The sequence below is a fragment of the Kribbella sp. NPDC051718 genome, assembly GCF_040681515.1.
GTDB lineage: Bacteria > Actinomycetota > Actinomycetes > Propionibacteriales > Kribbellaceae > Kribbella.
In genome coordinates, this window is the sequence record NZ_JBFAYZ010000001.1 from 959,389 (window position 1) to 976,797 (window position 17,409).

Sequence of the window (17,409 nt, forward strand, 5' to 3'; positions counted from 1 at the left end):
CGCGACGGTATCAATCGATTTCAGCGGAGTGTGATGGAAATGTTGTCAATGAGACGAGTACTACCTACGCGGGCCGCTATGAGCATGCGCGCCTCGCCTGGGCCGATCACTGGGCCCAGGTCGGGCGCCCTGAGCGCCAGGTAGTCGATCTGCACCGACGGGACCGCCTCCAGTTCGGCATGGGCGGCAGCAAGTACTGCGTCCGGCCCGTTCATCCCAGCCTTCGCACCGGCGGTCAGCGCTCGGTAGAGGACCAGTGCCTCGTCACGCTCGGTCTCGTCCAGGTAGCGGTTGCGTGAGGACAGCGCCAGTCCGTCAGGCTCGCGCACGGTCTGCACCGGTACGACATCCACGTCCATGTCGAGGTCGCAGACCATCTCGCGGATCAGCGTGAGCTGCTGGTAGTCCTTCTCGCCGAACAGTGCCAGGTCGGGCGAGGTCAGGTGCAGCATCTTCGACACCACCGTCAGCACTCCGGTGAAGTGCCCCGGCCGGACCTGCCCCTCGAGCTCGTCGGCCAGCGGGCCGGGATGCACGGTGATGGACGGCTCGTTCGGGTAGAGCTCGTCGCGGGACGGGTTGAAGACCAGGTCGACGCCCTCGTTCTTGGCGATCGCCAGGTCGCTGGCCAGCGTCCGCGGGTACCGGTCGAAATCCTCGGACGGCCCGAACTGCAAGGGGTTCACGAAGATCGTCAGCACCACGCTGCCGTCCGGCCCGACCCGTTCACGGGCCTCGGCAAGCAACGCCGCGTGGCCCTCGTGCAGCGCGCCCATCGTCATCACGACCGCCCGCGGCCGGATCGCCGCCGCCGCTCGCAGCTCGGCCTTGGTCTGGGTGAGTCTCACCGTGGTGCCTCCCCTGTTCGATCCCGCTCAAGCACCTCTGCTCGTTGCAGTACTTCGTAGAACCGCTCGGCCGTACCGCGCTCCAGCCGGCCGTCCGCCGTCGCCAGGTCCACCGTCGCCCGGACCAGCTCGGCGTACGTGCTCGCGGTGCGCCCTCGGAGTACTGCCAAGTGGGCTGCCACCGTCTCGACATCGCCGCGCGCTATCGGCCCAGTGAGCGCATCATGACCGGACCGCAGCGTGTTGTCGAGAGTTGCGGTCAGCAAGGGTCGCAGTGTCGCGGCCGGGTCGGTGATGCCGGCATCCCGTAGTACTGCGAAAGCCTGTGCGAGCAGAGTGGTCAGGTGATTCGCCCCGTGCACCAGACCCGCGTGGTAGCGGGCACGCTGGTCCTCGGCCACCCACTGGAGATCTGCGCCCAGCGCCTTCACCAGTCGCTCCACTACCGGCTTTGCCCGATCGGGCGCAGTTGCGGTGAAGGTGATAGCGCTGAGGTCCGGACGGTCGCCCGTGAAGGTCATGGGCGGGTGCAGCGCTACGGGGATCGCCACTGTCGGCTGCAGGACGGATAACCCGTGTGCGCCGGACAGGTGGACGACGTACTGCTCCGCTGTCAGCGGGAGACTCTGGGCGACCTCATTGATCCCGCTGTCCGGTACTGCGACCAGCACCACGTCTGCGCGAGCCGTCACCTCGGCAGGCGACAGGATCGGGACGTCCGGAAGGAGCCTCGCGGCGCGTTCCAGCGATGCCTGCGAGCGTGCTGTCACCCCGGTGACGGGATGCCCGGCGGACGCCAGGGCTGCTCCCAAGGCGCTGCCGGCCCGGCCGGAGCCGATGATGCCGATGCGTTCCATGTCCACTCTCGTACGTTCCAGTCCCCTGCCGGGGTACCAGACGAATTGATGCGGTTTCAGGACAGCGTAGTGCTCATTTGTGGGGTTGGGTCGAGTGCTTCGTCACAAGTGGGACGATGGGCCGGTGAGTGGACAACCTGACCCCTGGGCGGCGCGGACAGGGCTGACTGCGATCTTGATCGCGGTGCCGGAGCTGACTGAGTTCACCGACCGGTGGCGCTCGGTCTCCTTCTCCTCGGCGCGGCCCACGGCCGCCCTCACCGAGCTGGTCCCGCCGCACGTGACAGTGCTCGTGCCCTGGCTGCAGGACCCGTCCCCTGAGGACGTCCAGCGCCTGCAGGACGCAGTGGTCGACATCGAGCCGTTCGACCTGTGCTTCAAGACCGCCGGTCAGTTCCCCAACGGCACGACCTGGCTCCGCCCCGAACCCTTCGACCAGGTCCACGACCTGGTGGCGACCGTACTGGCCGCCTTCCCCGAGTGCCCGCCCTACGGCGGCCAGTACCCGGACCCGCATCCACACCTGACGATCTCGTCGTCGGACCGGGGCGGCCCCGGCCTGGTCGCCGAGGCCCAGGCTGCCCTCGAGGCCGAGGAGGTTCCAGCGGTCCGCCTGGACGACCTGACCATCTGGCGCGAGGGTGACGACGGCATCTGGCAGCTCACCGGCTCAGTTCCACTGGGCGGAGACCCTGCGCTGTGAGGTTCCGCGAGGCCTGGCAGGCGGCCCTCTACGGCCCCACCGGCTTCTACCGGCGTGAACGCCCCGCCGCCCACTTCCGCACCTCAGTGCACGCCTCACCCCTCTTCGGCCAGGCGATAGCCCGACTGGCCAAGCAGCTCGGCGCGACGCAGGTGACCGACATCGGAGCCGGCGAAGGCGAACTAGGCCGCGTACTACGTGACGCCGGCCTCCAGGTGATCGACATAGAACTGGACGACGACCTACCGTCCCGCCTGAGCGGACTCGTGATCGCGAACGAGTGGCTCGACAACCTCCCCTGCGAGGTGGCCGAACTGGACGAGGCCGGCGTGGCCCGCTACCTGCTAGCCGACCAGTCCTTGGGTGATGTTGTCGAGGGCAACGACCTGACCTGGCTGGAGAAGTGGTGGCCGCTGACCGAGCCCGGTGACCGGGCCGAGATCGGCCGGACCCGCGACGAGACCTGGGCCGACGTGGTCGGCCGGCTGGACGATGGCATCGCCATCGCGATCGACTACGGCCATGTACGGACCGAGCGACCGCCGTATGGGACGCTGACCGGCTTCCGTGCAGGCCGCGAGTGTGAGGTCGCCCTCGACGGCTCCTGCGACATCACTGCGCACGTAGCCCTCGACTCCCTCGGCGGTGAGTTGACTACCCAGCGCGAGGCACTGCAGGCACTCGGTCTCTCCGCCGGGCGCCCTAGCCAGGAGTTGGCACGCACGGACCCGTTGCGCTACCTCGCCGAGCTGTCGTCGGCAGGCGAGGCAGCCGAGCTGTTAAACCCGTCTGGCCTCGGCTCGTTCGGTTGGGTCTGGGCAGGCACGGAGTCGGCAGTACGGCGTGCTTCGCGGGCCCTGATCGCCTGAGCCTGTACGAGCGCCGCAGCCTCCTCCTGGTCCCGGTGGAGCGCAATAGCGTCCGTCGGCCCCTCAGGGGTGTCCACGTGGACGTTGGCGAGGCGTAGGCGCCGCTGGAGCGGTCCCTGGTGCAACCGGACCGACTGGGTCTTGTGGTGGAGCACGATCGACGTACGGCGGCTCACCCAGCCCCTAGTGGTCACCAGTACCTGGTCGTCGAAGCCGTACGCCAGGTACCGCCAGCCGACCGGCCGGAGCCACTTCGCGCGCGCCGGCGCTTGGTGCATCGGGACAGCGGACAGGTTGAAGCCGGGCAGCACCCGTGAGAGCACCCCGATCACTTCCTGGTGCGGACCGACCGGCAGCAGTTGGGCGCCCTCGTTCTCGTCCTCGCCGTCCCCCTTGGAGCCGGCGACCCCGGCGATGTCCAGGTCGACCCGGGACCAGCCCAGCAGCCGCCAGATCAGCGGTTCGGTGATCAGCAGGCCCTGCACGCGTCCCGGCGGCACTGTCTGCCGCTGGACGTCGAACAGCCCGCGCTTGGTACGCAGCCCCTCATGCGTCTCCGACAGCGTGAACCCGTGGTTGCCGACGACCTGCTTCCAGATCGGCTGCACGACACCGAGCAGCAGCGGCAGACCAGCGAACAGACCGGCATGCGCATCCAGCACGGTCACGGACACGATCAGTACGACCAGACCACCGGCACTGGCGAGCACTGTCGACGACAGCAGGGTGGCGCCGAGCAGTCGGCCGGTCGGGACGACCAGCAGCGGCTCGGGCTCGACCTCATCGGCCGGGTGCTGCTGGATGGCGTGCTCCCCCTTGGCCCTGACCAGCAGGGTCGCCCGGAGCTTCTGCGCTTCGTCGTACGTGAAGTAGCTCAGCCGGCCGTCGTTCTTACCGCCGCCGGCCACATCCATCCGCAGCTCGGCCATCCCGAACAGTCTCGCCACGAACGGCTGCGCGACGTCGATGGTCTGGATCCGGTCGAACCGGATGATCCGGGTCCGCCGGAACAGGAAGCCGCTGTCGACCCGGATCGCGTCGCCGGTGAGCTGCCACTTGGTGAACCACCACGACAGCGCGCCGAGCAGGATGCCGCCGACCAGGACCGCACCCAAGCCGATACCGGCGATCTTCAGGTTGGTCCGCAGGCCCTCGTTGTTGGCCATGGCGATCGCCGCGACGACGAAGTACCCCCATCCCTTCACGAACGGCGTCAGCGGATGCAGCCGCGCCCCCACGACCTCCCCAGCCAGTTGAGGCTGCTGAGCCAGCTCCTGAGACCCGGGCTGCGACGGCTCGGTCACAGGCCCCACGCCTGTGCTTGGCCGAGCGCCGACAGGCGGTCACGCAACCGGCTCGCCTCATCCGGATGCAGCCCGGGGATCTTCGCGTCGGTGGCCGGCGTCGCCGTGTGCAGCTCCACCGTGGCGATCCCGAACGACCGCTCCAACGGACCAGCCGCGACATCCACGAACTGCATCCGCCCGTACGGCACCACTACCAGCTGGCGGAACATGATCCCGTGGCTGACCAGCAGCTCGTCCTCGCGCTCGGCGTACTTCCAGGACCGCTGGTTGCGCCCGATCAGCACCCACGCCCACAGGTAGCCGAGCACGACGAGCACCACCGCCAGTACGCCGTACAGCCAGTCCAGCAGCATCCCGAGCAGCAGGAGTCCGGCCACGGCCAGTACGCCGAACATGACTGCCGCGCTGACCCGGCGTACCGCCGCCAGCTTGGGCGAGACCGGCGTCCAGCTGACATCCGAAGGAGCAAAGAGGTCGTCCACCCTCTAAGCCTGTCACGACAGTGTGCCGTGGGCGACGCAGGTTGAGCGATGTCGCCGTCCGGGTGCGTGCATCGGGGCGTTTGAGAAGCGTCCTCGATGCGGAGCATCGTGGATGATTCTCAAAGGTCGCGAGGTGCGTGCCCGGGGCGGGGACAGCGCCAAGCTGCGTCGCCCACGGCACACTAGGGGTCATGAGTACCGAACGTGTGGTGGGAATCGGGGCGGGTGCCGCGGCATTCGAGCGGGGCGGCACCGATCCTGGGTCCGAGCTGCCCACCACCGACATGGTGCTCAACATCGGGCCGCAGCATCCGGCGACGCACGGCGTACTGCGGTTGCGGCTGACGCTGGACGGTGAGCGGATCGTCGGCTGCGAGCCGATCGTCGGCTACATGCACCGGGGGGCGGAGAAGCTGTTCGAGGTCCGCGACTACCGGCAGATCATCGTGCTGGCGAACCGGCACGACTGGCTGTCGGCGTTCTCCAACGAGCTCGGCGTGGTGCTCGCGGTCGAGCGGATGATGGGCCTGGAGGTCCCGGTCCGCGCGGTCTGGCTGCGGACCCTGCTGACCGAGTTGAACCGGATCCTGAACCACCTGATGTTCCTCGGCTCGTATCCGCTCGAGCTGGGCGCGATCACGCCGGTCTTCTACGCGTTCCGCGAGCGCGAGACGATCCAGGCGGTGATGGAGGAGCTGTCCGGCGGGCGGATGCACTACATGTTCAACCGGGTCGGCGGGCTGAAGGAGGACCTGCCCTACGGCTGGCTGGATCGGGCGGGGGCGGCGAGTTCCGCAGTACGGCGCCGCCTGCCCGACATCGAGAACCTTGTCCTGGGCAACGAGATCTTCCGCGCCCGGACGGTCGGCGTCGGCCGGCTCTCCCCCGAGCTGATCGCCCAGTACGGCGTCTCCGGCCCGATCGCCCGAGCCTCCGGCGTAGATGCAGACCTACGCCGCGACGAGCCCTACCTGGCCTATGAGGAGCTAGCGCGCGACGGCGTACTCCGGGTGGTCACCCGCACCGACGGCGACTGCTTCTCCCGCTTCTCCGTCCTGCTGGAACAGGTGAAAGTCTCCCTGGACCTGGTGGACGCCTGCCTCGACCGCCTCCGCACCCTCCCGGCCGGCCCGGTCAACGTCCGCCTCCCCAAAATCCTCAAGGTCCCCGAAGGCCAGACCTACACCTGGACCGAGAACCCGCTGGGCATCAACGGCTACTACCTCGTCTCCCGCGGCGACAAAACCCCGTGGCGCCTCAAACTCCGCTCCGCCAGCTTCAACAACATCTCGGTCCTGCCCGAGATGCTCCCCGACACCATCGTCGCCGACATGATCGCCATCCTCGGCAGCATGTTCTTCGTCGTCGGCGACATCGACAAGTAGCCGGTACTCCGCGGCTGCCGCCGACGAAAGCTCACCGTCGACCGGTCAGCTCCGACCACTCCGCCGCCGCCAAGCAGCCGCCGCTGCCACGGCCCAGATCGCGAGCAGCCCGCCGCCCGCGATCTGGCCGCCCTTGCGGGCGCAGCCGACGTTGGCGCAGTCGGGTGGTGGGTAGGGGACTCCTGGGTTCAGCTCATGCGTCTCGTCCGCTGACACGTAGGCGGTAGTGGCCGGGAAGTCCCAGCCCTCCGCGTTCAGCAGCCGGTACCAGTACGCGTCGTCCCACGCCTTCGTCCGGCAGACCACGTTCACCGACGGCGACTGATACGGCGACGGCCCCAGGTGCCCGATCGGCACATGATCCTGGTTGTAGACGGTGACCGTCCCCTCCGGCTCGTTCATCGTCACTGCCGGGAAATTAGCGTCCAGCCCCATGAGTACCCCTCCCCTTCCCAGCAGTATGGGAGGGAGGTCAGGAAGCTGCCAGGCCTCGGAGTTTGAGGTCGACGACGGTGGGCGCATCCGCGTGGGAGTGCTTGTCGCCGGCGGCTACCACGGTCGCGACCTCTTCGTCGATCTTGTCGAGGCGCTGGTCGATGGTGTCGAGGCGGCGCTGCATCAGGTCGACGAACTCGGCGTTCTCGACGACGCGGGCGCTGGTGATGCGGGAGTACTCCTGGGCCACCTGCGCGCGCTCGTCGCTGTGGGCGAGGCGTTCGATCAGGAGCTGGTGGCGGGTCAGGACGGAGGCGCCGATCGCGACCGCGACGGCAGCCACGGCGGCGGCGCGCAGGATCCACTGGTTCTGGGAGAACAGGGAGACGCTGACGCCGATGCAGATCATCACGAGCAGCACGTTGGCGACCACGAGAACCGTGGCCCTGGTACGACGGCGGCTACCCCTTGACCCCATGGACCGACATGTTAGGGGGTCTCGTCCGGGTCATCGGGGATCCGACACGCGCGTTCGAGCATCAATCCGGCCGTGACGACCAGCACAGAGATCACCGCCGCAGCACCGGCTGTGATCACACGGTTGCGCGGTCCCGAGGAGCTGACCGCGCCCAGGAAGGATAACGCGAACCCTGCGTAAACCCCGGTACACAACGCGCCGACGAACGCGCTGGCTTTCCCGATCAGCAACAGGAAGACCGCCCGGGACGCCTCGACCCGTTCGCGCCGGACCTGGATCCGCTGATGGGTGTTCCGGGCCGCGACGAACAGCAGCGCGGCCAGGAAGCTCCAGGCGACCAGCGTCAGCCAGGACACCATCGGCGCGACGCCGCCGCCGGACTCGATCGCCTTGACCAGGGTCCAGCCGATCGCCGCCCCGAGGACGACGATCGCGACCAGCAGCCGGTGCGACGTCGGCCGGACCGAGCCGGGGCGCGGCGGCTCCTTGCCCGCCCCCGGCGCCCGGTTCGGACCGGTACCGCCCGACACCACTACTGCAGCTCGATGGTGAGATCGTCGAGCTTCTTCACCCCGTCGCTGCCCACCTTGGCGAGCAGCTCGGCCACCGGGCCTACCCCGGGCAGGACCGCGTCGGGCTCGATGTCCAGCCAGGGCGCGAGCACGAAGGCGCGTTCGTGCGCGCGCGGGTGCGGCACGGTCAGCTCCTCGGACTCGATCGTCTTCTTGCCGTAGGTGATCAGGTCGACGTCGAGCGTCCGGGGCGCGCCCGGCTCGTCGTACTCCCGGCCGAACGCCTGCTCGACGGCGTGCGCGCGGTCCAGCAACGTGTCGACCGACAGCGTCGTGTCGGCCAGCAGCACGATGTTCAGGTACGGGCCGGACTCCTCCGGGCCGATCGGCTGGGTCTCGTAGACCGGCGAGACATCGACGACGACCACGTCCGGGGTGTCCCGCAGCGCGTCGACGCCGCCCTGCAGGTTGGTTTCCCGATCACCGAGATTGCTACCGAGCGACAGGATCACCTGCCGGATCGGCTTGAGGCCACCGCTCAGGGTGTCCGCGTCGATCACATAGGGACTAGGGGTCTCAGTCACGAGGATTCTCCGGCTCTGCGCTGCACGGTCAGGACAACGTCGTCGAACGGCACCGAGATCGGCGCCGAGGGTTTGTGGATGGTCACCGCGGTACCCGTCACCCGCCGGTCGGCGAGACACAGGTCCGCGATCCGTTGTGCCAGTGTCTCAATCAGGTCCACCGGGTCGCTCTCGATGGCCGCGTGCACCTGCTCGGCCACCAGACCGTAGTTCACGGTGTCCGCGAGCTTGTCGGAGGCCGCCGCGGGCCGGGTGTCCAGCTCGAGCCGGACGTCCACGACGAATTCCTGCCCGTCGGCCCGCTCGTGCTCGAACACCCCGTGCCGGCCGAATCCACGGATGCCACGGATCTCGATCACGTCCGGCGGCCGCACCTCAAGGGGCAGCGCGGGACCGCTCACTCTGCCTCCTCTTGTCGACCCCCAGACGACAGTACCGGGGAGGCGTGGTGGATCCACAACCGCCAGCCGGAAGTCGTCTTGCGGAAGACGTTGGTGGCCAGTGCCTTGCCACCGGCGAAACCCTCCTCCGGCGCCCCCTCACCGGACGACAGGACATTCTCCGTACACGTGACGTAAGCCACGTCTTCATCCACTCTTACCTGTACGTCGGTCAGGAAGAACTGGATGTACGGCGTATTGGCGAAGATCATCGCCCAGGCCCGCATCATCTCCGGGTAGCCGTAGATCGCCGCGTTGCCCGGATGGATGCAGACCGGATCGGGTTCCGGCAGCCAGACCGCCGCCATCAGGTCGAGGTCGCCCGCCTCGAACGCGTTGTAGAACGCCGTGTTGGCGTTCAGCACCACGGACTCCGCGGTCGCGGTCCCTCGGCGCGTACCGTCCGGCTCTTCGCTCATACCGCTCCCCACCGGCGCGCCACCCGTACCGCATCCGCACTCGGCGCCACCGCGTGAGCCCGGACACACCAGGCTCCGGCCGCGGCGGCGAGGGCGGAGACGGCCGCGCTCGCGTCGTCTCGTCGGACGGCCGGTCTCGGCTCGCCCGTCTCCTCGTCGGCGAGCAGCCTACCCAGGAACGCCTTCCGCGAGGCACCGATCAGCAACGGCCTTTCCAGTACGCCGAACTCGCGCAGCCGCCGCAGTACCTCCCAGTTGTGGTCCGCGTTCTTCGCGAACCCGATCCCGGGGTCGACCGCGACCCTGTTCAAGTCCACTCCAGCCTCACGAATCGCCTCCAGCCGCGCGGCCAGCTCGGCGACCACCTCGGCCACCACGTCCTGGTACTGCGCGCGCTGCTGCATCTCCGCAGAGTGCCCACGCCAATGCATGCACACGTACGGCGTACTACGCTCCGCCACCAGCCCGAGCATCTCGGGGTCGGCCAGGCCGCCGGACACGTCATTGACCATCACCGCGCCGGCATCCAACGCCAGCGCAGCCACATCCGCCCGCATCGTATCGATCGAGATCAGCGCTCCCTCGGCCGCCAGCGTCTCGATCACCGGCAGCACCCGGCGGATCTCCTCGGCCGGCGCGGGCCGCTCGGCACCCGGCCGGGTCGACTCACCGCCGACGTCGAGCAGGTCGGCGCCTTCGGCCATCAACTCGCGGCCGTGCTTGATCGCGGCCGACGGCTCGAACCACTCACCGCCGTCGGAGAACGAGTCCGGGGTCACGTTGACGACGCCCATCACCAGACAGCGATCGGGTCTGGGCAGGCCTTCGACATGATTCGGTGGGGCAGTTCGCACCCGACCACCGTAGTGGCCGCGCCCGAACTACCCCACCTAGGTACCAGGCCCCCATCGGCTCCGGGCTCCCGCCCGGGGCCGCTAACCCAGTACCAGCGAGGCGCCGCTAGCGGACAGCGCCTCACCGATCGGTTGTGAGTAGGACTCGTTCTGCTGTCCATGTTTGTCGAGACACTGCCCGCTGATCAAGGCGGCGCCGCTGGTGATTCCCTGCGCGTAGTCACCGGTCATGTTGGCGCCACCGGAGTCACCGGCCTCGACGCACGCGGTGTGCTCGATCAGTCCGCGGACGACTTTGTTGTTGCCGTAGTTGACCGTCACGTTGCGGGCGACGATCTTGCCGCAGGTCCAGCCGGTGCTCTTGCCGGACTTGCACAGGTCGGACCCGACCATCGCGTCGGCGGTGCCGCGGACCTGGACGTCGGTGGCACCCCAGCGCTCGACCCGGCCCTGCTGGTCCCAGCCCTCGATCACGCTGACCGTGCCGAAGTCGTTGCCGGGGAAGCTCGAGCTGCGGGTGTTGCCGATGATGTAGCCGTTACGGGAGAAGGACGGCTTGCCTGCCGTGCAGTGCCCGGCGGTCACGAAGATCCGGGCGCCGTCGCTGGTGGTGGCGTTGAAGCCCAGGGAGCAGGTGTAGCCGGTGTTCTTGTCGACCTGGTAGCCGCCCAGCAGCCCGAACTGCTCGTCGGTGGTGGTGACGACGCCGGGCGTCCGCCGGACCGTCACCTTGCCGCCGTTGGCCTGCGCCTTGCGCAGGAACCGCTTGGTGATCGAGTCCCGGACGCCCTCGGGCACGGAGACGACGACGGTGCCGCTGATCGGATCGACGTACCAGGACTTGACCTGGCCCGCGGTCGAGCTGAGCGCCACGTGGTCCAGCTGAGCCTGGACTGCGAACAGCTGCTCAGCCGTGTAGCGGACGAGTTTGGGGACGGCTCCGGCCTGGCGTACGAGAGCTGCGGTGGCCGCGTCGGAGACCGCGACCACGAGGGCCCCGGTGTCGTCGACATAGCTGCCGATCGCGCGCGAGCCGAGCTGGCCGTCGAGCGCCTGTGCCCGGTCCTGGACCTGCAGCAGCTGCTGGTCCGCCGTTGGGAGCTTGCCAACTCCGACGGGGCCGCCGGCCCGGTGCTGATCAGCCTGGGCGCCGTTCGCCGCGATCAGTCCGGCAGCCGTCAGTACGACGATCCCGGTGAGTGCGGCGCCGACCCGAAAACGCCCTGACATCCAATCCTCCTCACGCCGACGCCCTGCACCCGAGTCAGAACGCCACTACGGACCGTAGGCGTTCGGACACGGAATGTCCATGGGTAACGGCTTCGGAAGTTCAACGAGTCTGCCGCCACCGGGGCTACGCGGTCGGGCGAACTTCCTTCCCAGGCAGGGAGTCAGCCGACGATCAGGCTCATCGCCTCGGCCCGGGTGACCGGGTTGCGGAGCTGGCCGCGGACCGCGGAGGTGATCGTCTTGGCGCCCGGTTTCCGGACGCCGCGCATCGTCATGCACAGGTGCTCGCACTCGATCACGACGATCACGCCCCGCGGCCGGAGAATCTCCACCAGCGACTCGGCGACCTGGGTGGTCAGCCGCTCCTGAACCTGCGGCCGCTTGGCGTAGACGTCGACCAGCCGGGCCAGCTTCGACAGCCCGGTGATCCGTCCGTCCGTACCGGGGATGTAGCCGACGTGGGCCACCCCGGTGAACGGCACCAGATGGTGCTCACAGACCGACCAGACCTCGATGTCCTTGACCAGGATCAGCTCGTCGTGGCCGAGGTCGAACGTCGTCCTCAGCACGTCCTCGGCGGTCTGGCCGAGGCCGGCGGTGATCTCTGCGTACGAGCGCGCCACCCGGGCCGGGGTGTCCTTCAGTCCTTCCCGGTCCGGGTCCTCGCCGATCGCGATCAGCAACTCCCGGACGGCAGCCTCGGCACGCGCATGATCGAAGGTCGGCGAAGTCATTTCGCCAACATAGGCGATGCCCCGGGATCCACTGCGGATCCCGGGGCATCACCTTGTCCTCGCGGCGTCACTCACCAACAGGTGGGGTGGGCCCTCCGCCGTAGTTCGGGCCCTTGGCGGCCTCGTCCGGTCCGATCGATCCGCCCGGGATGACGTCCTGGAGCGAGCCGTTCTGCTCGGCCCGCGGCAGCGGCATCACCGGCGGCTGCTCGGACGGGACGCGGGTCGAGGACCCGGTCCAGGCCGGCCGCAGCTCACGCTTCTGGATCGGCGCGAACACCCGGGCGATCTCGCCCTTGTCCAGGGTCTCCTTCTCGAGCAGTTCCTCGACCAGCGCGTCGAGCACCGCACGGTTCTCGACCAGGATGTCGAAGGCCTCCTGGTGCGCGTTCAGGATCAGCTTGCCGACCTCCTCGTCGACCGCCGCGGCGATCTCCTCGGAGTAGTTGCGCTGGCTGCCCAGGTCGCGGCCCAGGAACGGCTCGCCGGAGTCCTGGCCGAACTTGATCGCGCCCAGCCGCTCGGTCATGCCGTACTGGGTGACCATCGCGCGGGCGAGTGCGGTCGCCTTCTCGATGTCGTTGCTCGCACCCGTGGTCGGGTCGTGGAAGACCATCTCCTCGGCGGCGCGGCCACCGAGCATGTAGGCCAGCTTGTCGAGCATCTCCGACCGGGTGGTCGAGTACTTGTCCTCGTCCGGCAGCACCATCGTGTACCCCAGCGCGCGACCGCGCGGCAGGATCGTCACCTTGTGCACCGGGTCGGAGTGCGGCAGCGCGGCAGCCACCAGAGCGTGTCCGCCCTCGTGGTACGCGGTCAGCACCTTCTCCTTGTCGGACATCAACCGGGTCCGGCGCTGCGGACCGGCGATGACCCGGTCGATCGCCTCGTCGAGCGCGAACTTGTCGATCTGCTGCTTGTTCAGCCGGGCGGTCAGCAGCGCGGCCTCGTTCAGCACGTTGGCCAGGTCGGCGCCGGTGAAGCCCGGCGTACGGCGGGCGACCGCGCGCAGGTCGGCGTTCTCCGACATCGGCTTGCCGCGGGCGTGCACCTTCAGGATCTTCTCGCGACCCGGCAGGTCCGGCGCGTCGACGGCGATCTGGCGGTCGAACCGGCCCGGGCGCAGCAGCGCCGGGTCGAGCACGTCCGGCCGGTTGGTCGCGGCGATCAGGATCACGCCGCCGCGGACGTCGAAGCCGTCCATCTCGACCAGCAGCTGGTTCAGCGTCTGCTCGCGCTCGTCATGTCCACCACCGAGGCCTGCGCCACGGTGCCGGCCGACGGCGTCGATCTCGTCGATGAAGACGATCGCCGGCGCGTTGGTCTTGGCGGTCTCGAACAAGTCGCGGACCCGGGAGGCACCGACACCGACGAACATCTCGACGAAGTCCGAACCGGAGATCGAGTAGAACGGCACGCCGGCCTCACCGGCGACCGCACGGGCGAGCAGGGTCTTACCGGTACCCGGCTGGCCGTAGAGCAGGACGCCCTTCGGGATCTTGGCTCCCACCGCCTGGAACTTGCCAGGCTCCTGCAGGAACTCCTTGATCTCGCCGAGCTCCTCGATCGCCTCGTCGCACCCGGCCACGTCCGCGAAGGTCGTCTTCGGGGTGTCCTTGGTGATCAGCTTGGCCTTCGACTTGGCGAAACTCATCACCCGCGAGCCGCCACCCTGCATCGAGTTCATCAAGAAGATGAAGACGACCGCGATCAGCAGGAACGGGATCAGCGTCGAGAACACCTGGCCGATGAAGCTCGGCTTCGGGTTCTCCACGTCGTACTTCTCGATCTTGCCGTTCTGGAACAGGGTCTGCAGATCGGAGCCGAGCGTGCTGCCCTGCCCGTCGACCCAGTGCGCCCGGACCTTGGTCCCGTCGGTCTTCTCGATCCGGATCTCCTGGTCCGGGTCGATCAGGGTGACGGACTTGATCGACTTGTCGCTCGACGCCGTGGCCTGCTGGATCAGTTGCACGACCTGGCCCGTGGGCTCGGTCTTGAATCCGGTCGAGCCGGTCAGGAGCTGTCCGATCACCAACACGCCCAAGAAGGCGATGACGATCCAGAACAGGGGTCCGCGGAAGATGCGCTTCACGTCCATGATCAGGGCAGGCGCCCCGTCCCTCCTAGCTCAGCAGGCCCGGGATAACGGGCTTGTGACGGTAATACCAGCTCAAGTGTCTCGTGTCGGGCAAGCGTGCCCACCACGAGGGTCACCGAACGACGGTACGACCCTGTCTACAGGCTGTCACCAAGTCCCCGTCCGCAGGTCCTTGACGGGTCAGCATGCCAGGGGTGGCGCGGAGGTCAGGAATAGACGTGCGGGGCGAGCGTCGCCACGCAGCGCAGGTTGCGGTACTTCTCCGCGTAGTCGAGCCCGTAGCCGACGACGAACTCGTCCGGCAGCTCCAGACCGACGTACTTGACCGGAACCGCCATCTTGGCCGCGTCCGGCTTGCGGAACGCGGTGCAGATCTCGACCGAGGCAGGCTTGCGGGACTGCAGGTTGCTGACCAGCCAGGTCAGCGTCAGCCCGGTGTCGATGATGTCCTCGACGATCAGCACGTGCCGGTTGGTGATGTCGGTGTCCAGGTCCTTCTGGATCCGGACCACACCGGAAGACTTCGTCCCCGAGCCGTAAGAGGAGACCGCCATCCAGTCCATCTCGACGTGCCGGCTGAACGAGCGCGCGAGGTCGGCCATCACCATCACGGCGCCCCGCAGGACGCCAACGAGCAGCAGATCCTTGCCCTCGTAGTCCTGCTCGATCCGCCCGGCCAGCTCCCGGAGCTTCTCCTGGATCTGATCCTCGGTGAAGTGAATCTGGGCCAGGTCCTTCTCGATGTCCGACGCATCCACGGGCTCAGCCTGTCACATGGCAGGGCGTGCCCGGTAATCCCGTGCCGAGTGCCCCGCAGCACGCACGGGGTTACCGGGCACGCCCCTTTGCCAGGATGAGGAATCCGCCCTTTCTTGCTGCTTTGACAGCTTGTGGGAGGTCGATCCAGCGTTGGCCGCGCCAGTCGGTGATCAGGGCGTCGACGGCCGCGATGTGGCCGGCAGTGAGGTCGTTGGCCCGGCAACCTGCTTCCAGCGCAGCTTGTCTGAGCACCCGGGTGCGGAGCGCTGCGGGCTCCTCCTCCAGGACCGAGACGTCGCAGAGCACTTCTCTGTCGGCATGCTGCACGGCCGTCTCGGCCAGGTCAGCAGCCAGTACGTCGAGCGCGTCGGCGTCGGCTCGCAGCAGTCCCGCAGTACGGGCCAGGGCCTCTGTCACCCCCGGTCCCAACGCCTCCTCCAGCACAGGCAGTACTTCGTGCCGCACCCGAACCCGCCTGTACTGCGGATCGTCGTTGTGCGGGTCATGCCACGGCCGCAGCCCCGACGCGATGCACGCCGCGGCCGTAGCACTCCGCGGCACCTCCAGCAGCGGCCGCCGGAGCAACCCCGCCGTCGGAGCCATCCCCGCCAACGATCGCGCCCCCGACCCACGCGCCAGCCCGAGCAACACCGTCTCCGCCTGGTCATCCCGCGTGTGCGCGAGCAGGACGACATCCGCCCCCAACTCGTCAGCCACATCCCGCAGAGCGTCATACCGAGCAGCCCGAGCCGCCCCCTCAGGCCCACCCTCCGTCCCAACCTCCACCGCCCGCACCACCACCGGCTCAAGCCCCAACCCCCGACACTGCTCAGCCGCCTTCTCAGCAGTCTGCTTAGAGCCCTCCTGCAGCCCGTGATCGATCACCACAGCCCCAGCCGTCAACCCGAGCTTGGGCGCTTCGAAGGCGGTCGCCGCGGCCAGCGCCAAGGAGTCGGCTCCCCCGGAGCAGGCAACCAGCACCGTTGTCCCGCGAGGAAGATCAGCCAAGGCAACTCGAGTCGCCTCCCGCACCCTCGCGGTGGCGGGGTGAAGCCGAGGCCGCCCCGCAGCCCGCTCCCCGCCGCCCGGCTCGCGGCCTCCGGCCGCCTCGCGCTCTGATGAATCAGGCGCCCGCCCGCCCGCGCTCGGCTGGCGGCCTCCGGCCGCTTCGCTCTCGACCGCCGGCCTCTGCTCGCCCGCGACCTCGCGCTCGGGTGAGGCCAGCGGCTGCTCGCCGGCCTCGGCACTCCCGCCCACGCCGGCTTGGCGGCCTGCGGCCGCCTCGCCTTGGGTTGACTCAGCCGTGGAGTCTGGTGACCCAGGCATCGGGGTTGGCGATCTCGTTCTTGGTGGGGAGGGTGTTGGGGGCGGTCCAGACTTTGTTGAAGCCTTCCATGCCTACCCGGTCGACCACGCGGCGGACGAAGGCGGCGCCGTCTTGGTACTGGCGCATCTTGGCGTCCAGGCCGAGGAGCTTCTTCAGGAGTTGGTCGAGTGGGTTGCCGCCGGTGCGGCGGGAGGTGAATTTGGAGCGGATGGTGTCGACGGTGGGGATGACGCTGGGGCCCACACCGTCCATCACGAAGTCGGCGTGACCTTCGAGCAGCGACATGACCGCAGTCAGACGGTCCAGGACTGCGCGCTGCTCGGGCGACTGCATCAGGTCGACGAGGCTCAGTTCCGCCTCGCCCTTGACCGAGCGGCCGAGCCGCTGGACGGCTTCACGGAACATCGCCGCGTACGCCGACGCGTCCAGCTCCGCTTGGTCGAGGAACAGCGCGATTTCCGACCGCAGGTGATCCCGCAGCCACGGCACAGCGGTGAACTGCACCCGGTGGGTCTCCTCATGCAGGCACACCCACAACCGGAAGTCCCGCGGTACTACGCCCAGCTCCGACTCCACATGCATCACATTGGGCGCGACGAGCAGCAGCCTCCCAGTCAGATCAGGCCGGGCCGGATCGGGCTCCGCCGGGTAGAACGGGTCGAACTGCCCAAGCACCCGAGAAGAGAGGAACGCCAGCAGCGCCCCCGCCTCGATCGCGGTGACCCGGGAGCCGACGCTGGCGGACAGTCCGCCCATCCGCTCCTGCTTCTCGCGCAGCTTGTCGGCCAGCGGCTGCAGTACCGTCCGGAAGCCGTCCGCGTTGGCCTGCACCCAGCCCGGCCGGTCCACGATGACTACGGGAGCCGTGGCCGAGGTAGCGGCCAGCCCGGTGAACTCACGCACGTGGTGCTCCGAGTCTGCGGCGAACTGCCTCAGCTCGGCGACCACCTGGTCCGCCTCGGCCCGACTGACCGCAGGCCCCGGCCGGAGCAGCTTGCGAGCCACCCCGATCGCCAGCTGCCAGTCGACCATCTCAGTCGCGGTACTACCTTCAGCCGTACTCATACATCGACCCTAGTGGCATGTTC

Annotated in this window: 19 protein-coding genes and 1 pseudogene; 3 read left to right on the forward strand and 17 right to left on the reverse strand. The window is 68.5% G+C overall.

Translation table 11 applies throughout. The features are described from left to right. Positions 1-20: 20 nt before the first annotated feature. Entirely contained in the window at positions 21-848 is an 828-nt protein-coding gene (gene panC / locus AB0M15_RS04675; RefSeq protein WP_343975458.1) for a pantoate--beta-alanine ligase, read from the reverse strand. After that, positions 845-1,705 carry a Rossmann-like and DUF2520 domain-containing protein gene (locus tag AB0M15_RS04680; protein WP_363813884.1) on the reverse strand — a complete coding sequence of 287 codons (861 nt, stop codon included), beginning with the start codon at positions 1,703-1,705 and terminating at the stop codon, positions 845-847. Before AB0M15_RS04680 ends, panC begins: the two co-directional genes overlap by 4 nt. 124 nt (positions 1,706-1,829) lie before the next feature. Here AB0M15_RS04680 and AB0M15_RS04685 point away from each other — a divergent pair, with 124 nt between their 5' ends. Next, on the forward strand, positions 1,830-2,408 hold the full coding sequence (locus AB0M15_RS04685) for a 2'-5' RNA ligase family protein (protein WP_363813886.1): 579 nt from the start codon (positions 1,830-1,832) through the stop codon (positions 2,406-2,408). 215 nt (positions 2,409-2,623) lie between these two features. Continuing rightward, positions 2,624-3,037: pseudogene (locus tag AB0M15_RS04690) on the forward strand (SAM-dependent methyltransferase); the annotation flags it as partial. Positions 3,038-3,144: 107 nt separating this feature from the next. Here AB0M15_RS04690 and AB0M15_RS04695 read toward each other — a convergent pair. Next, positions 3,145-4,581, reverse strand: coding sequence for a PH domain-containing protein (locus AB0M15_RS04695; protein ID WP_363813888.1), 1,437 nt, complete (start codon positions 4,579-4,581; stop codon positions 3,145-3,147). Continuing rightward, positions 4,578-5,066: a PH domain-containing protein gene (locus tag AB0M15_RS04700; protein ID WP_363813890.1), complete on the reverse strand. Its 489-nt coding sequence runs from the start codon at positions 5,064-5,066 to the stop codon at positions 4,578-4,580. Before AB0M15_RS04700 ends, AB0M15_RS04695 begins: the two co-directional genes overlap by 4 nt. A gap of 191 nt (positions 5,067-5,257) precedes the next feature. Here AB0M15_RS04700 and AB0M15_RS04705 point away from each other — a divergent pair, with 191 nt between their 5' ends. Next, the gene (locus AB0M15_RS04705) at positions 5,258-6,451 is read left to right on the forward strand and encodes an NADH-quinone oxidoreductase subunit D (RefSeq protein ID WP_363813892.1); all 1,194 of its coding nucleotides are present in this window, start codon (positions 5,258-5,260) and stop codon (positions 6,449-6,451) included. Positions 6,452-6,496: 45 nt separating this feature from the next. Here the strand turns inward: AB0M15_RS04705 and AB0M15_RS04710 are convergent, their stop codons facing one another. The 13 genes from AB0M15_RS04710 to AB0M15_RS04770 form a co-directional block, all read right to left on the reverse strand. Further along, entirely contained in the window at positions 6,497-6,859 is a 363-nt protein-coding gene (locus tag AB0M15_RS04710; RefSeq protein ID WP_363813894.1) for a hypothetical protein, read from the reverse strand. A 64-nt stretch (positions 6,860-6,923) separates the two neighbouring features. Continuing rightward, entirely contained in the window at positions 6,924-7,364 is a 441-nt protein-coding gene (locus AB0M15_RS04715; RefSeq protein WP_363813896.1) for a hypothetical protein, read from the reverse strand. An 11-nt stretch (positions 7,365-7,375) separates the two neighbouring features. Then, the gene (locus AB0M15_RS04720) at positions 7,376-7,894 is read right to left on the reverse strand and encodes a DUF3180 domain-containing protein (protein ID WP_363813898.1); all 519 of its coding nucleotides are present in this window, start codon (positions 7,892-7,894) and stop codon (positions 7,376-7,378) included. A gap of 2 nt (positions 7,895-7,896) precedes the next feature. Next, positions 7,897-8,460: a 2-amino-4-hydroxy-6-hydroxymethyldihydropteridine diphosphokinase gene (gene folK / locus AB0M15_RS04725; RefSeq protein ID WP_363813900.1), complete on the reverse strand. Its 564-nt coding sequence runs from the start codon at positions 8,458-8,460 to the stop codon at positions 7,897-7,899. After that, a complete protein-coding gene (folB, locus tag AB0M15_RS04730; RefSeq protein ID WP_363813902.1) occupies positions 8,457-8,861 on the reverse strand; it encodes a dihydroneopterin aldolase in 405 nt (134 codons plus the stop codon). Before folB ends, folK begins: the two co-directional genes overlap by 4 nt. Then, on the reverse strand, positions 8,858-9,319 hold the full coding sequence (locus AB0M15_RS04735) for a nuclear transport factor 2 family protein (protein WP_343975429.1): 462 nt from the start codon (positions 9,317-9,319) through the stop codon (positions 8,858-8,860). Before AB0M15_RS04735 ends, folB begins: the two co-directional genes overlap by 4 nt. After that, the gene (gene folP, locus AB0M15_RS04740; protein ID WP_363814567.1) at positions 9,316-10,113 is read right to left on the reverse strand and encodes a dihydropteroate synthase; all 798 of its coding nucleotides are present in this window, start codon (positions 10,111-10,113) and stop codon (positions 9,316-9,318) included. The genes AB0M15_RS04735 and folP overlap by 4 nt, the downstream gene beginning before the upstream one ends. Before the next feature lie 141 nt (positions 10,114-10,254). Beyond that, positions 10,255-11,403, reverse strand: a complete 1,149-nt coding sequence (locus tag AB0M15_RS04745; RefSeq protein ID WP_363813904.1) for a S1 family peptidase — start codon at positions 11,401-11,403, stop codon at positions 10,255-10,257. A gap of 161 nt (positions 11,404-11,564) precedes the next feature. Continuing rightward, positions 11,565-12,137 carry a GTP cyclohydrolase I FolE gene (folE, locus tag AB0M15_RS04750; RefSeq protein ID WP_363813906.1) on the reverse strand — a complete coding sequence of 191 codons (573 nt, stop codon included), beginning with the start codon at positions 12,135-12,137 and terminating at the stop codon, positions 11,565-11,567. A gap of 67 nt (positions 12,138-12,204) precedes the next feature. Next, positions 12,205-14,235: an ATP-dependent zinc metalloprotease FtsH gene (gene ftsH, locus AB0M15_RS04755; protein WP_363813908.1), complete on the reverse strand. Its 2,031-nt coding sequence runs from the start codon at positions 14,233-14,235 to the stop codon at positions 12,205-12,207. Between the two features lie 206 nt (positions 14,236-14,441). Next, a complete protein-coding gene (gene hpt, locus AB0M15_RS04760; RefSeq protein WP_343975419.1) occupies positions 14,442-14,993 on the reverse strand; it encodes a hypoxanthine phosphoribosyltransferase in 552 nt (183 codons plus the stop codon). Between the two features lie 70 nt (positions 14,994-15,063). Continuing rightward, the gene (tilS, locus tag AB0M15_RS04765; RefSeq protein ID WP_363813911.1) at positions 15,064-16,320 is read right to left on the reverse strand and encodes a tRNA lysidine(34) synthetase TilS; all 1,257 of its coding nucleotides are present in this window, start codon (positions 16,318-16,320) and stop codon (positions 15,064-15,066) included. Further along, positions 16,292-17,386: a zinc-dependent metalloprotease gene (locus tag AB0M15_RS04770; protein ID WP_363813913.1), complete on the reverse strand. Its 1,095-nt coding sequence runs from the start codon at positions 17,384-17,386 to the stop codon at positions 16,292-16,294. The genes tilS and AB0M15_RS04770 overlap by 29 nt, the downstream gene beginning before the upstream one ends. Between the last annotated feature and the right edge of the window lie 23 nt (positions 17,387-17,409).